We start from the raw sequence: 14,716 nt of genomic DNA, 5'->3' as shown, positions 1-14,716 counted from the left end.
CGGCGGAGGGTGTGATCGTCGTTGACCGGGTATGACCGTGGGCGTACCCGCCGTTTACCAGGGAGGCTCGTCATGGGTGTCGGGGTCAGCATCTTCTTCCTCACGCTCGGCGCCATCCTGAAGTTCGCGATCGAGCCCGACGTCTTCGGCAAGAGCGTCCACATGGACGTCATCGGCCTGATCTTCATGATCGTGGGCGGCGTGGGCGTCGTGCTGAGCATCGTGCTGGCCCCGAGGCGGGGCCGCACGTCGGACGGGCGCCTGATGCACCGCGAGAACAACCCTCCGGAGATCTAGGCCCTAGACCTCGATCTGCACGGCGGCGCGGGCGGCCAGGATCGGCTTGATGTGCTCGGCGATGACCGCCTGGTGCAACGGATGGTCGCGGTAGACGAGATAGTCGTCCGCCGAGTCGAAGTCGGCGACCACCCCGTAGGCGTGGTTGCCCTGGTTGATGCCGGCGTCGGGGCCGACGGTGTAGGAGCGGAGCTCCGGGATGGCGTCCGGCAGCTTGCGCAGCTCGGCGGTCACCGTCGCCTTCTGCTCGTCGGTCGCGTCGTCGGTCCAGGTGAACAGCACGATGTGGCGAATCATGGGAGAACCCTACCGACGCCGGCTCAGGAGCCGAGGTAACGCAGCACCGCCAGGACCCGGCGGCTGTAGCCGGTGGTGTGCGACAGCGCGAGTTTGTCGAACAGGGCGTTGACGTGCTTCTCCACCGCGCTCTGCGACACGTGCAGCGACTGGGCGATGGAGGCGTTGGTGAGGCCCTGCGCCATCAGCTCCAGCACCTCGCGCTCGCGGGCGGTGAGCCGGGCCAGCGGGTCGGCGTGGCTGGTGCGCGCGAGCAACTGGCGCACCACCTCCGGGTCGAACGCCGTCCCGCCCGCGCCCACCCGGTCCAGCGCGTCCAGGAAGTCGCCCACCTGGGCCACGCGGTCCTTCAGCAGGTAGCCGACGCCGTCGATGCTGCCGCTCATCAGCTCGGTGGCGTACTTCTTCGCGACGTACTGCGACAGCACCAGCACCTTGACCTCCGGCCAGCGCCGCCGGATCTCCAGGGCGGCGCGCAGGCCCTCGTCGGTGTGGGTGGGCGGCATCCGTACGTCCACGACCACCGCGTCGGGCCGCTCGTCGGCCACCGCCCGCAGCAGCGCGTCGGCGTCGCCCACCGCGGCCGGCACCTCGTGACCTTCCTCCTTCAGCAGCCGCACCAGGCCCTCCCGCAGCAGGGCCGAGTCCTCGGCCAGCATCACGCGCACGGCAACTCCGCTTCGATCACGGTCGGCCCGCCGGGCGGGCTGGTCAGGGTGAACCGGCCGTCCAGCGCGGCCACCCGCTGCGCCAGCCCGGTCAGCCCGCCGCCAGTGGCGTCGGCCCCGCCCACGCCGTCGTCCTCCACTCGTACGACGACCATGGTGGCCTGCCGGCGTACGTCGATGGTCACCAGGGTGGCGCTGGAGTGCTTGGCCGCGTTCGTCACCGCCTCGCTGGCCACGAAGTAGGCGGCGGCCTCCACCGCCGCCGGGGGGCGCTCCGGCAGCTCGCAGGTCACCTTGACCGCGACCGGCGACCGCTCGGCCACCCCGGCCAGCGCTTCGGCCAGGCCGTCCGCGTCCAGCCCCGACGGGTAGACCCGCCAGGCCACCTCGCGCAGCTCCACCAGCGCCTGCTGGGCCTGCTCGTGCAGCTGTTCCAGCAGCTCGGGGCGGCCCCGTCGGGCGCGTCCCGCGAGCATGGACAGCGCCACCAGCCGCTGCTGCACCCCGTCGTGGAGGTCGCGCTCGATGCGCCGCCGTTCGGCGTCGACCGCCGCGACCACCCCCGCCCGGCTCACGGTCAACTCGTCGATCCGCCGCCGCAGCGCCTCCATCGGGTCGGGGGCGAGGAACCGTACGGCCAGCCGTCGCTCCAGCGCCTCCACCCCCATCAGGCCGCACACGTCCAGGAACAGCAGCACGCAGCCCGACAGGGACATGTAGGCCACCAGCGGCACGGTGGGCAGCATGCCGTCGAACGCCTCCCCGCGCCCCCACGACCACGCCAGCATGGCCGCCGCGCCGAGGCCGATCACGAGCAGCAGCACCACGATGCCGCCCAGCACCCCCACCGGCGTCCGGGCGGCGAGGTAACGCAGCTCGCCCTCCTCGTTCCTGCCGGGGAGGTCCAGGCGCAGCCGCCACAGCTCGAGCCGGGTCAGCCGGGCGGCCACCGCCCGGACGGCGGGACGGTCCGCGAACGGCGCCGCCACCAGGACGAACAGCAACCCCACGAGGGCGGTGACCGCGCCGGCCGCCACCGCCCCGACGAGCCTCGGCCCGCTAAGCACCGACCGCATGCCGCCCCTTGCGCCGCTGGGTCAGCCGCGTGCCCACGAAGACCAGCACCGCCAGCGCCACCGCGGCGATGACCGCGTTGGTGCCCACGCCGACGTAGGTCTCCACCAGCTCCCAGTTCTCGCCCAGCATCCACCCGGCCAGCACGAAGACGGTGTTCCAGAGCAGGCTGCCGGCCGTGGTCAGGAGCGTGAAGACGCCCAGCGGCATGCGCTCGACCCCGGCGGGGACGGAGATCAGGCTGCGGAAGATCGGGATCATCCGGCCGAAGAACACCGTCTTGCGCCCGTGCTTGAGGAACCACGCCTCCGTCTTGGCGATGTCGGAGACCTTCAGCAACGGGATCCGGGCGGCCAGGGCCAGCGTGCGCTCCCGGCCGAGCATCGCGCCCACCGCGTACAGCATCAGCGCCCCGATCACCGAACCGGCGGTGGTCCACAGCAGCACGGCGGCCAGGTTCATCTCCCCCTGGGAGGCGGTGAAGCCGGCCAGCGGCAGGATCACCTCGCTGGGCAGGGGCGGGAAGAGGTTCTCCAGCGCGATCGCGATCCCGGCTCCCGGCGCGCCGAGCACTTCCATCAGGTCGATCAGCCATTCCGTCATACGCCAGAGACTAGGAACGGCCGGCGTACGGCCACCATGAGGCGGACGGCCGTTCCAGGGTGCGGGAAACCACAGTACGCGGAGGATGTATCAGAACCGGCGGGCGGCGTCTCCGACGTCATGAAGGCAACCGTGTGGCCTGCCTCGTACGGGCGATCGCCGGGAGAGGGGTCCTCCCGGCGATCATCCGTTCTTCAGCTCCCTTGTTTCAGCTCCACGCCATGATGCGGAGCGGGTCCTCCAGCATGTCGCCGACGTCGCGCAGGAAACGCGAGCCCAGCTCGCCGTCCACGATGCGGTGGTCGAACGACAGCGACAACGTCGTCACCTTGCGTACGGCGAGCTCGCCGTCCACCACCCACGGCAGGTCCCGCACCTGGCCGAAGGCGAGGATGGCGGCCTCGCCCGGGTTGATGATGGGGGTGCCGGTGTCCACGCCGAACACGCCGACGTTGGTGATCGTGATCGTCCCGCCCGCCATCTCGGCCGGCTGCGTACGTCCCGCGCGGGCCGTCTCCGTCAGCTCGGCGAGGCTCCGGGCCAGGTCGGGCAGGGAGAGCGTGTGCGCGTCCTTGATGTTGGGCACCACCAGGCCCCGGGGGGTGGCGGCGGCGATCCCGAGGTTGACGTAGTGCTTGACGACGATCTCCTGGGCCTGCTCGTCCCAGGAGGAGTTGACCATCGGATGCCGGCGGGCCGCCGTCAGGACGGCCTTGGCCACCAGCAGCAGCGGGCTCACCTTGACCTCGGCGAAGTCCGGCAGGGCGCGCAGCCGCCTGACGGCCTCCATGGTGCCGGTCACGTCGATCTGGAGGAACTCCGTGACGTGCGGGGCGGTGTAGGCGCTGGCGACCATGGCCTGGGCCATCATCCTGCGCACGCCCTTGATCGGGACGCGCTCCTCCCGCTGCCCGGGGGCGGCCGGGGCCGGGGCCGTCTCCGGAACCGGGGCCTGGGCGGCCGCCGCGGCGTGCACGTCGTCCCGCGTTATGGAGCCCTGCGGGCCGGTGCCCGTGACCGTGGTGAGGTCCACGCCGAGGTCCTTGGCCAGCTTGCGGACCGGCGGCTTGGCCAGCACCGTGATCGGGCCGGGCGCCTCATGGACGGGTGCGGCCGCCACCTCCACGCGCTTCGGGTTGGCCACCGGCTCGGCCGGGATCGTGGTGGGTGGCTCCTCAGCGGCCGGAGCGCCTGCGGAAGGGGCTGCCGGGGGTGGGCCTTCGGTGGTGGTGTCGGGGCGTTTGCGGGGGCGGCGTCTGGTGGCGCCGGTCTTGACGCCGTAGCCGACCAGCACCGACTGGCGCTCCTCCTTCGGGGCGGGGCTGCCGTGGGCGCCGGGCTCGACCGCGCCCTCGGCCGGGGGCTTGGGCACCAGGTCGTCGACCAGGGCCTTCGCCTGGCTCTCCGCCTCAGCGGGCGAGGGGGTCTCGCCGGGCTCCTCCGCCGTGTCCACGGCGATGATCGGCCGGCCCACCTCCACCGTCCGGCCCTCGTCGGCCAGCAGGCCGGACACCACGCCGTCCCACGGGATCGGCAGCTCCACGATCGACTTCGCGGTCTCGATCTCGACCACGATCTGGTTGACCTTGACCTCGTCGCCCGCCTGGACGTGCCAGCGGACGATCTCGGCCTCGGTCAGCCCCTCCCCGACGTCGGGGAGCCTGAACTCGCGTCGCATGAACCCCCCTCTCAGAACCCGAAGGCCCGGTCGACGGCGTCGAGCACCCGGTCCAGGTCGGGCAGGTAGTGCTCCTCCAGCTTCGACGGGGGGTAGGGGGTGGAGAACCCGCCGACCCGCAGGACCGGGGCCTCCAAGTGGTAGAAGCACTGCTCGGTGACGCGGGCGGCCAGCTCGGCGCCGAAGCCGTTGTAGACGGGCGCCTCGTGGACGACCACGACCCGGCCGGTGCGCCGCGCCGACTCCATGATCACCGCCTCGTCCAGCGGGTTGAGCGAGCGCAGGTCCACGACCTCCAGGGAGCGGCCGTCCTCCTCGGCCGCCGCCGCGGCCTCCAGGCAGGTCTTCACCATCGGCCCGTACGCCAGCAGCGTGGCGTCGGAGCCCCGCCGTACGACCTTGGCCGCGTCGAACGGCGCCCACCAGTCGGACGAGGAGGTGTCGATGTCGCCCTTCTCCCAGTAGCGGCGCTTGGGCTCGAAGAACACCACCGGGTCGTCGCAGCGGATGGCCTGCTGGATCATCGTGTACGCGTCCGCCGGGTTGGAGCAGGCGACCACGCGCAGCCCGGAGGTGTGGGTGAAGTACGCCTCGGGGGACTCGCTGTGGTGCTCGACCGCACCGATGCCGCCGCCGCAGGGGATGCGTACGACGACCGGCAGCTTGATCGCGCCCAGCGACCGCATGGGCATCTTGGCGAGCTGCGTGATGATCTGGTCGGCGGCCGGGAAGACGAAGCCGTCGAACTGGATCTCGCACACCGGCCGGTAGCCGCGCAGCGCCAGGCCGATCGCGGTGCCGATGATGCCGGACTCGGCGAGCGGCGTGTCGATGACGCGGTCCTCGCCGAAGTCCTTCTGCAGGCCGTCGGTGACGCGGAAGACGCCGCCCAGCTTGCCGACGTCCTCGCCCATGATGAGGACCTTGGGGTCGTCCTCCATGGCCTTGCGCATGCCCTCGTTCAGGGCTTTCGACAAGCTCAGAACCGTCACTTCTCGAACCCCTCCAGATACCCGGCGAACTGGGCGCGCTCCTGGTCGATCAGCGCGTGGGGCTCGCGGTAGACGTGCTCGAAGATGTCGAGCGGCTGGGGGTCGGGCAGCGCCAGGCAGCGCCGCCGCAGGTCGGCGCCGAGCTGGGCCGCCTCCTCGTCGACGGAGTCGAAGAACTCCTGGTCGGCCAGCTCGTTCTTGAACAGGTAAGCCTTCACCCTCTCGATGGGGTCCTTCAGCTTCCACGCCTCCAGCTCGCTGGCGACCCGGTAGCGGGTCGGGTCGTCGGTCGTGGTGTGGGCGCCCATCCGGTACGTGAACGCCTCGATGAGCGTCGGCCCCTGCCCGGTGCGCGCCGCCTCCAGGGCCTTGCGCGTGACGGCGAGGCAGGCGAACACGTCGTTGCCGTCGACCCGGATCCCGGGGAAGCCGAAGCCGGAGGCGCGGCGGTAGAGGGGGATGCGGGTCTGCTTCTCCAGCGGCTCGGAGATGGCCCACTGGTTGTTCTGGCAGAAGAACACGATCGGCGCGTTGAACACGCTGGCCCAGATGAAGGACTCGTTCACGTCGCCCTGTGAGGTGGCGCCGTCGCCGAAGTAGACGATGGTGGCGGCGCTCGCGTCGTCGCGCTGGATGCCCATCGCGTAGCCGACGGCGTGCAGGGTCTGGCTGCCGATGACGATCGTGTAGAGGTGGAAGTTGTGCTCCTGGGGGTCCCATCCGCCGTGGTTGACGCCGCGGAACAGCCCGAGCAGCTTGACCGGGTCGACGTCGCGGCACCACGCCACGCCGTGCTCGCGGTAGGTGGGGAAGGCCATGTCGCTGTCGGTCAGCGCGCGGCCCGAGCCGATCTGGGCGGCCTCCTGGCCGAGCAGCGAGGCCCAGATGCCGAGCTCGCCCTGGCGTTGCAGCGCCACGGCCTCCAGGTCGATGCGCCGGACCAGCACGAGGTCGCGGTAGAGCGACCGGACCTCTTCCGGGGTGAGATCGACGTCGTAGTCAGGGTGCTCGACCCGCTCCCCCTCGGGGGTGAGCAGCTGGACGAGCTCCGGAGGTGCTTCTTGTTGAGCACCGCGAGAGGCGTCGAGTGTCACGTGCCACTCTCCTGTGCGTCGGGGCTGGTCCGGACGGGGTTGCCACCTTGGGCCAGCCTTCTTGGCGATGAACCAACTGGTGGTGGTTCGTACGCGTTTGGGAACATCGTGGCAGACGTCACAGCCCTCCGCGCAAGCCCCATCTCTCCCCCGTTCCCGTTGTGCCGTCGGCCACACGCCCCCGGTAGGCTGGCTTTCCCAACCCCGTCGCACGCAGGAGGAACAGTGGCGCGCGTCATCGTCGAGGTCATGCTGAAGCCCGAGATCCTCGACCCGCAGGGCCAGGCGATCGCTCGGGCGCTGCCCCGTCTCGGCTTCTCCGGCGTCTCGTCGGTCCGCCAGGGCAAGCGCTTCGAGGTCGAGCTGGACGGCCCGGCCGACGCGGCGGCGCTGGACGAGGTCCGCAAGATGGCCGAGACCCTGCTGGCCAACACCGTGATCGAGGACTACGCCGTCCGGGTCGAGGAGCAGTAGGGAGATTTGGCGTCCTGTTTTCCTCGTGGCCGCTTAAAGCCGGGTTCTGACGTGCCACAATGCCACGGGGTCACCAACAGTGAATAACAACAGCGTGATTTTGCGGTTAGCCCCGTTTTCACAGGGAAATCTACTCCAGGTGACATTCTGGCGCCCGGAGGAGTCCGGTGGATATTGAGTTCTCGTTGGCACTGCCTCGGGATGCGATCGGCATACCGATGGTCAGGCGAGTGCTCGGCGATGCCATGAGGTCGCTCAACGTGAGCGAGACCTGCATCGCCGACATGCTGCTCGCCGTCTCCGAGGCATGCTCAAACGCGGTTCGGCACGGGGGGCCCGCCAACCGCTACGAGGTGACCGCGTCGATCGGCTACGGCCAGTGCGACGTGCGGGTGGCGGACAGCGGCACGGGCGTGCCGTCGATCCCGCCGGGCTTCCCCCCTCCCGACACCGAGAACGGCCGCGGGCTGCTGATCATGCGCTCCGTCGTGGACGAGATCTCGTTCGGCGTCACGCCGGGCCGTGGCACCACCGTTCACCTGCGCAAATCGCTCGACTGGGACGAAGAGGCCGCGGCCTGCCCTCGGGAGCTCGCCGCCGTCTGACCGCGATACCGCGCATCTGGGCGCCTCCGATACGCTGAAGTGACCGCCGCAGACCACCGTCACCCCGCATCGACGGTGGCGCGCGCGTGCGCATCCTCGGAGGGGACGACTGTCATGAGCGCTGCCCGTGTGGGCGTAGTCACGTTTCCAGGAACTCTCGACGACCAGGACGCCGCCAGAGCCGTGCGCCTCGTGGGCGCCGAGGCGGTGCCGCTGTGGCACGCCGACCACGACCTGAAGGGAGTGGACGCCGTGTTCCTGCCCGGCGGCTTCTCCTACGGCGACTACCTGCGCTGCGGCGCCATCTCGCGCTTCGCGCCGCTGATGGACGAGCTGATCCCGGCCGCCAAGGCCGGGCTGCCGGTCATCGGCACCTGCAACGGTTTCCAGATCCTCTGCGAGGCGCACCTGCTGCCCGGCGCGCTGACCCGCAACGCCTCGCTGCACTACGTCTGCCGCGACCAGCGGCTGCGCGTCGAGCGCGTCTCGACCTCCTGGACCAACTCCTTCGCCGAGGGCCAGGAGATCACGCTGCCGATCAAGCACGGCGAGGGCCGCTACGTCGCCTCCGCCGACACCCTCGCCGAGCTGGAGGCGGGCGGCCAGGTGATCCTGCGTTACCTGGGCAACCCCAACGGCTCGCTCAACGACATCGCCGGCATCAGCAACGCGGCCGGCAACGTCGTCGGCCTCATGCCGCACCCCGAGCACGCGGTCGAGGACCTCGTCGGCGCGCCCAGCACCGACGGCCTCGGCTTCTTCACCTCCATTCTCAAGAGCCTGGTGAACGCATGACCGACACCGTTGAGCGGGCGTCAGGGACGCCCGACGAGCCGATGCCCTTCGCCGAGCTCGGCATGAAGCAGGACGAGTACGACCGGGTCAAGCAGATCCTCGGTCGCCGCCCGACCGGCTCCGAGCTGGCCATCTACAGCGTCATGTGGTCCGAGCACTGCTCCTACAAGTCGTCCAAGGTGCATCTCAAGCAGTTCGCCACCAAGGCGCCCAAGTCCGAGGCGCTGCTGGTCGGCATGGGCGAGAACGCGGGCGTGGTCGACATCGGCGACGGCTGGGCGGCCACGTTCAAGATCGAGTCGCACAACCACCCGTCCTACGTCGAGCCCCACCAGGGGGCGGCCACCGGCGTCGGCGGCATCGTCCGCGACATCATGTCGATGGGCGCGCGCCCGATCGCCGTCATGGACTCCCTGCGCTTCGGCGCGGCCGACGCGCCCGACACCCGCCGGGTGCTGCCCGGCGTGGTCGAGGGCATCAGCAGCTACGGCAACTGCCTGGGCCTGCCCAACATCGGCGGCGAGGTCGTCTTCGACCCCTGCTACCTCGGCAACCCGCTGGTCAACGCCCTGTGCGTGGGCCTGCTGCGCAAGGACCAGATCAAGCTCGCCACCGCGCCCGGCCCCGGCAACAAGGTCGTGCTGTTCGGCGCGTCCACCGGCCCCGACGGCATCGGCGGGGCGAGCGTGCTGGCCAGCGCCACGTTCGAGGACGAGTCGCAGGCCAAGCGGCCCGCCGTGCAGGTGGGCGACCCGTTCATGGAGAAGCTGCTCATCGAGTGCTGCCTGGAGCTGTACGCCGCCGACGTGGTCGTCGGCATCCAGGACCTCGGCGCGGCCGGCGTCTCCTGCGCCACGACCGAGCTGGCCGCCAAGGGCACCGGCGGCATGCGGGTGGACCTCAACCTGGTGCCGCTCCGCGACCCCTCGCTCCGCCCCGAGGAGATCCTCATGAGCGAGTCGCAGGAGCGCATGATGGCCGTGGTCCGGCCGGACGACATCCCGGCGTTCATGGAGATCTGCGCCAAGTGGGACGTCCCCGCCACCGTCATCGGCGAGGTCACCGACACCGGCCGGCTCGTCATGACGTGGGACGGCGAGATCATCGTGGACATCCCGCCGGGCACGGCCGCCGACGAGGGGCCGGTCTACGAGCGGCCCTACCACGAGCCGGCCGGGCAGTCCGCGCTCAACGCCGACACCCCCGACCGCCTGGAGCGGCCCACGGACCTGCGGGAGACGCTGCTGCGGCTGCTCGGCTCGCCCAACCTGTCCTCCAAGGAGTGGGTGACCGACCAGTACGACCGCTACGTCCGGTCCAACACGGTGCTGGCGCAGCCGGCCGACGCCGGCATGCTGCGCATCTCCGAGGCCATCGCCGGCGCAGAGCCGACGACCCGGGGCATCGCGCTCGCCACCGACGGCAACGGCCGCTACGCCAAGCTCGACCCGTACGCGGGGGCGCAGCTCGCGCTCGCCGAGGCCTACCGCAACGTCGCCGTGACCGGGGCCGAGCCGCTGGCCGTCACCAACTGCCTCAACTTCGGCTCCCCCGAGGACCCCGAGGTCATGTGGCAGTTCGCCGAGGCCACGCGCGGCCTCGCCGACGCCTGCCGGACCCTCGGCGTGCCGGTGACCGGCGGCAACGTCTCCTTCTACAACCAGACGGGCGCGACCGCCGTCAACCCGACCCCGGTCGTGGGCGTGCTCGGCGTCATCGAGGACGTCGCCAAGCGGGTGCCCACCGGGTTCGTCGCCGAGGGGCTGCGCGTGGTGCTGCTCGGCGACACGCGCGAGGAGTTCGGCGGCTCGGAGTGGGCGCACGTCGTCCACCGTCACCTGGGCGGGCTGCCGCCGCAGGCGGACCTGGAGGCCGAGCAGGCGCTCGGCGCGGTGCTCGTGGAGGCGGCCAGGCGCGGGCTGCTGGAGGGCTCGCACGACCTGTCCGACGGCGGGCTCGCGGTGGCGCTGGCCGAGTCGTGCCTGGCCCGGGGCGTCGGGGCGAAGGTGACGCTGTCCGGCGACCCCTTCGTCGACCTGTTCAGCGAGTCGGCGGCGCGGGCGCTGGTCGTGGTGCGGCCGGAGGCGTACGACGAGTTCGCCTCGCTGTGCGGGCGGCACGACGTGCCGTGTTACGGGCTCGGGGTCACCGGCGGGACGTCGCTGGTGATCGAGGACGTGTTCGAGGTGCCGGTCGAGGAGCTGCGGGAGAGGCACCGGGCGGTGCTGCCCGCGCTGTTCGGCTGACCCTGGACGAGAGAAGGGCCGGTACGGGGGTTTCCCGTACCGGCCCTTTCGCGCGCGTAGGGGTTACGCCTTCTTCAGGCAGACGACGTAGGCCGTGCCGTTGACGGACGTGCCGTTGCCGCCGCCGTGGCCCGGGTTGTCGTTGCCGCCGCCGTTGTCGTCCTTGGCGACGGTGACGGTCCAGCCGGTGCCGCTGCCGCTCGGGGCGCTGGCCATGACGACCGCGTTCTTCAGGACGCCGAAGCTGAAGCCGCCGCCGGTGGCGGTGCCGCCCTGGCTGCAGGAGGCGGTGGTGGAGCCGAGGCCGTTCAGCGAGGCGGTCTTGACGTAGGTCGTGTAGGTGCCGCCGCCGTCCTTGCCGTCCTTGCCGTCCTTGCCCGCGGGGCCCTGGGGGCCGGCCGGACCGGCGGGGCCTTGCGGGCCCGCAGGGCCCCGCTCGCCCTGCTTGCCGGGGAGGCCGTCCTTGCCCGGAAGGCCGTTCTTGCCGTCCTGGCCGTTCTTGCCCGGGAGGCCGTCCTTGCCGTCCTGGCCGTTCTTGCCGTCCTCACCCTTCGGGCCCTGCGGGCCCTGGGGGCCGGCGGGGCCCGTGTCGCCCTTCGGGCCCTGCGGGCCGGTCGCGCCCTTCAGGCCGGGACGCCCCTGCGGGCCCTGGGGGCCGGTGTCACCCTTCGGGCCCTGCGCGCCCGTGTCGCCCTTGGGGCCGACGGTGACGGAGTTCGTGGTGGCCTCGCTGCCGCCGCCGATGAGCACGCGGATCTCGGTGGCGCGGCACTTCGTGGTCGGGTTCACGATGCGCGCGTAGCGGGTCTTCTTGTGCACGCAGGCGGTGACCTCGTTGCTCGCCGACGATGCGGTGGCGACGCCACCGACGGCGAGGAGCGAGGCGGCGAGCGCTCCGACAGTGGCGAGGGTGAGCGCACGCCCACCGCGGATCTTGATAGCCACGACTGTCCTTCCAGCGACTGATGATGCTTAAGGGATGCATGAGAAGCACGTTTCAAACGGTCCAGAGGTTGGCAGAAACTACATAACGTATTTGTCACACTGCAAAGCGTTACTTACCAGGTTGACCGATTGTCGGTGACTCGGGTGAGTAAAACGGCACAGTCCCGGCATCGGCCTCGCGTGGATAATCGGCTTGTGCCTAGCGCCGATCCCGCCCCCTACCTGCCGCCGGCCACCCAGCCGGTCCGCGGCGTGGTCTGGGCGATCCACCTGGTCCTGCCCATGCTGGGCCTCTGGCTCCTGCTGGCCAACGACTCCGTCAACATCCCCTGGCAGCACAACCCGAGCCACTTCTGGCTGATCGTCGCGGTCGCCGGGGTCAACGTGGCGCTCGGCCTGATGATCAGCGAGGCCTCGCGCCGCCGCCGCGACGCCCGCCTGTTCCTCGTGTCCATGGTCTTCCTGAGCAGCGCCGGCTTCTTCTTCATGCACGGCCTGGCCACACCGATGATCATCCTGCACACGGGCTCGCTCGGCTTCGACATCGGGCAGCAGGTGGGCCTGTCGGTCGCCGCCGTGTTCGCCTTCGCCTCGGCGCTGCCGCTCGGCGCGCGGGCCGCCGCACGGGTGCTGGGCGCGCAGCACGTCATCCGCGCGGCGCTGCTCGGCTTCATGGTGGTGTGGGGCGTCGCCTCGCTGGTGCCGGGGCTGACCGCGCTCAGCGAACCGCCCTCCCTGACGCCGGTGCCCTGGCTCGCCTGGGGCTCGATCCCCGGCCTGCTGCTGTACGCCGCCGCCAGCGTGATGATGTTCCTCATCCACCGGCGGCGGCCGTCGGCCATGCTGATCAGCCTCATCACCGCGTACGCGCTGCTGGCCGAGTCGATGGTGGCCGGCATGTCGCAGCTCAACTGGCACCTGTCGTGGTGGGAGTGGCACCTGCTGCTGACCCTGGCCTTCGTCTTCGTGGCCTACAGCGCCTACCTGCAGTTCCGGCGCGAGGGGTCGAGCGCGGGACTGTTCGACTCGGTGACGCTCGCGGCGACCGTACGGCGGATCACGCAGGACTACGACCGGGCGCTGGAGGAGCTGGTCGAGGCCGTACGCAGGGGCGAGCCGCTGGCCGCGACCCGCCTGTCGGGCAAGTTCCGGCTCAACGAGAGCCAGGCCGCGGTGCTGGACCGGGCGGGCGCGGCCCTCGCGAACGAGCGCGAGCTGTCGGCCCGGCTGGCGGCCCTGGTGGACGTCAGCGCCCGGACCAAGGTCGGCCTGCCGGAGGACGAGCTGCTGTCCTCGTCGCTGGAGCGGGTGCGGCAGGCGTACGGGGACGTCAAGATCGGGCTGGTGGCCGACGGCCGGACGCAGATCGGCTCGCGCGAGTACGCCTTCACCGGCGACGAGCCGATCCGCCGCGACCACCTGCTGGCCTTCCCGCTCACCGTCAAGAACAGGCTGGCGGGCGTGCTGGAGGTGCCGATCGGCCGGACCGGCCAGGACGAGGCGCTGGCCGCCACGCTCGCCGGCCAGCTCAGCCTCTCGCTGGAGAACGCCCGCCTCTACCGGGAGCTGCACACGCTGTTCCACCAGTACATGTCGCCGGACGTGGCGCACGCGCTGCTGGCCGATCCGGCGCAGGCGGCGCTCGGCGGCGAGCTGCGCGAGCTGACCGCGCTCTTCGCCGACCTGAAGGGCTTCACGACGTTCTCGGAGAGGGTCACGCCGGGCGAGATCGTCGAGATGCTCAACCGCTACCACACGGCCGCCGTGCCGTGCATCCTCGACAACGGCGGCACGATCGTGCAGTTCGTCGGGGACGCGCTGCTCGCGCTGTTCAACGCCCCGGCCGCGCAGGCGGACCACGCGCGGGCCGCCTGCCGGGCCGCGCTGGCGATGCAGCAGGCCGCGGCCGAGGTGGCCGAGGAGATGGCGTGGAAACGGGTGGACGACGTGCCGTGGCCGACGTTCCGGGTGGGGGTCAACACCGGCCCCGCCCTCGTCGGCAACATCGGCAGCCCCGAGCTGCGCGGCTTCAACGCGATGGGCGACTGCGTCAACGTGGCCGCCCGGCTGGAGGGCATCGCCGAGCCGGGCACGGTCGTCATCGGCGGGACGACGCTCAAGCAGCTCGGCGAGGGCGCGGCGGTCAGCCCTCTGGGGCGGCTGAGCCTGAAGGGCAAGGAAGAGCTCGTCGCGGCGTACGTTCTGACGGGTTTGACGTAGATGGGCGGGGCTCCTGCCGACATAATCGGGCGCATGGACCCAGAGCCAGGCGAGTTCCTGTCCATGCTCACCGACGAGGAGGCGCAGGCCCTGCGCGCCGCCGGGCGGCTGCGCCGCTGGGATCGCGGCACCGCCGTGATGAACGAGGGCGATCTCTCCGACTGGGTGCTCGTGCTGCTCGACGGCCGGGTCAAGGTGTCCTCCCACACGAGCGGCGGCACCGAGGTGGTGCTGGCCGTACGCGGCCCCGGCGGGCTGCTCGGCGACATGTCGGCCATCGACGGCTCGCCGCGCTCGGCCACGGTCACCGCGCTGGAGCCGATCAGCGGCATCGTGGTCCGCGACTTCCCGGCGTTCCTGGAGGCCCACGGGCGGATCGCGGTGCTGCTCATGAAGCTGGTCACCAGCCGGCTGCGCGACTCCGACAGGAAACGCGTCGAGTACGGCGCCTACGACACGACCGGCCGGGTCGCGACCCGGCTGATCGAGCTGGCCGAGCGGTACGGCGAGAAGACCAACGGCGGGGTGCGCGTGGCGCTGCCGCTGTCGCAGGACGAGCTGGCGGGCTGGACCGGCGCGTCGCGGGAGGCGGTCAGCAAGGCGCTGCGCACGCTGCGCGACCGGGGGCTGATCGAGACCGGGCGGCGGCGGGTGGTCATCCACGACCTCGACGGCCTCAGGAAGCGCGCCAGGTAACCCTCCCACCGAATCGGACGTACGTCGTACGT

General features: G+C 71.3%; 15 protein-coding genes. 7 read left to right on the top strand and 8 right to left on the bottom strand.

The annotated features are described in order from the left end of the window. Positions 1–72 precede the first annotated feature (72 nt). Positions 73–297 carry a hypothetical protein gene (locus BMW85_RS15760; protein ID WP_091081834.1) on the top strand — a complete coding sequence of 75 codons (225 nt, stop codon included), beginning with the start codon at positions 73–75 and terminating at the stop codon, positions 295–297. Positions 298–300: 3 nt separating this feature from the next. On the opposite strand, the gene BMW85_RS15755 is transcribed toward BMW85_RS15760, so the two are convergent. The 7 genes from BMW85_RS15755 to pdhA all read right to left on the bottom strand — a co-directional run bounded on the left by BMW85_RS15755 (position 301) and on the right by pdhA (position 6,703). After that, positions 301–594 (bottom strand): Dabb family protein, encoded by a 294-nt coding sequence (locus BMW85_RS15755; protein WP_091081832.1) that lies wholly within the window; start codon positions 592–594, stop codon positions 301–303. A gap of 23 nt (positions 595–617) precedes the next feature. Further along, positions 618–1,262, bottom strand: a complete 645-nt coding sequence (locus BMW85_RS15750) for a response regulator (protein WP_091081830.1) — start codon at positions 1,260–1,262, stop codon at positions 618–620. Further along, positions 1,253–2,338 (bottom strand): sensor histidine kinase, encoded by a 1,086-nt coding sequence (locus BMW85_RS15745; protein WP_091081829.1) that lies wholly within the window; start codon positions 2,336–2,338, stop codon positions 1,253–1,255. Before BMW85_RS15745 ends, BMW85_RS15750 begins: the two co-directional genes overlap by 10 nt. Continuing rightward, entirely contained in the window at positions 2,322–2,939 is a 618-nt protein-coding gene (locus BMW85_RS15740; protein WP_091081827.1) for a DedA family protein, read from the bottom strand. The genes BMW85_RS15745 and BMW85_RS15740 overlap by 17 nt, the downstream gene beginning before the upstream one ends. 208 nt (positions 2,940–3,147) lie before the next feature. Next, entirely contained in the window at positions 3,148–4,617 is a 1,470-nt protein-coding gene (locus BMW85_RS15735; protein WP_091081825.1) for a dihydrolipoamide acetyltransferase family protein, read from the bottom strand. Positions 4,618–4,628: 11 nt separating this feature from the next. Continuing rightward, positions 4,629–5,609: an alpha-ketoacid dehydrogenase subunit beta gene (locus tag BMW85_RS15730; RefSeq protein WP_091081823.1), complete on the bottom strand. Its 981-nt coding sequence runs from the start codon at positions 5,607–5,609 to the stop codon at positions 4,629–4,631. Further along, positions 5,606–6,703, bottom strand: a complete 1,098-nt coding sequence (gene pdhA / locus BMW85_RS15725; RefSeq protein ID WP_091081821.1) for a pyruvate dehydrogenase (acetyl-transferring) E1 component subunit alpha — start codon at positions 6,701–6,703, stop codon at positions 5,606–5,608. Before pdhA ends, BMW85_RS15730 begins: the two co-directional genes overlap by 4 nt. Positions 6,704–6,928: 225 nt before the next feature. On the opposite strand from pdhA, the gene purS reads away from it, so the two are divergent. The 4 genes from purS (at position 6,929) to purL (ending at position 10,823) form a co-directional block, all read left to right on the top strand. Beyond that, positions 6,929–7,177, top strand: a complete 249-nt coding sequence (purS, locus tag BMW85_RS15720) for a phosphoribosylformylglycinamidine synthase subunit PurS (RefSeq protein ID WP_020544216.1) — start codon at positions 6,929–6,931, stop codon at positions 7,175–7,177. A 218-nt stretch (positions 7,178–7,395) separates the two neighbouring features. Further along, positions 7,396–7,782 (top strand): ATP-binding protein, encoded by a 387-nt coding sequence (locus BMW85_RS15715; RefSeq protein ID WP_091081820.1) that lies wholly within the window; start codon positions 7,396–7,398, stop codon positions 7,780–7,782. Positions 7,783–7,896: 114 nt separating this feature from the next. Then, positions 7,897–8,577, top strand: a complete 681-nt coding sequence (gene purQ / locus BMW85_RS15710) for a phosphoribosylformylglycinamidine synthase subunit PurQ (RefSeq protein WP_091081818.1) — start codon at positions 7,897–7,899, stop codon at positions 8,575–8,577. Further along, complete coding sequence (gene purL, locus BMW85_RS15705) at positions 8,574–10,823, top strand: phosphoribosylformylglycinamidine synthase subunit PurL (RefSeq protein WP_091081817.1); 2,250 nt, start codon at positions 8,574–8,576, stop codon at positions 10,821–10,823. The genes purQ and purL overlap by 4 nt, the downstream gene beginning before the upstream one ends. 63 nt (positions 10,824–10,886) lie before the next feature. Here purL and BMW85_RS51925 read toward each other — a convergent pair whose 3' ends face one another. After that, positions 10,887–11,768 carry a collagen-like domain-containing protein gene (locus tag BMW85_RS51925; protein ID WP_218155792.1) on the bottom strand — a complete coding sequence of 294 codons (882 nt, stop codon included), beginning with the start codon at positions 11,766–11,768 and terminating at the stop codon, positions 10,887–10,889. 195 nt (positions 11,769–11,963) lie between these two features. On the opposite strand from BMW85_RS51925, the gene BMW85_RS15695 reads away from it, so the two are divergent. Next, positions 11,964–13,988: an adenylate/guanylate cyclase domain-containing protein gene (locus tag BMW85_RS15695; RefSeq protein WP_245774806.1), complete on the top strand. Its 2,025-nt coding sequence runs from the start codon at positions 11,964–11,966 to the stop codon at positions 13,986–13,988. 33 nt (positions 13,989–14,021) lie between these two features. Further along, positions 14,022–14,684 carry a Crp/Fnr family transcriptional regulator gene (locus tag BMW85_RS15690; RefSeq protein WP_091081815.1) on the top strand — a complete coding sequence of 221 codons (663 nt, stop codon included), beginning with the start codon at positions 14,022–14,024 and terminating at the stop codon, positions 14,682–14,684. The last annotated feature ends 32 nt before the right edge of the window (positions 14,685–14,716 follow it).

Source organism: Nonomuraea wenchangensis (assembly GCF_900111685.1).
Lineage (GTDB): Bacteria > Actinomycetota > Actinomycetes > Streptosporangiales > Streptosporangiaceae > Nonomuraea > Nonomuraea wenchangensis.
Note: the sequence above shows the minus strand (reverse complement) of the source record. Positions and strands in the feature narration are given on the sequence as shown.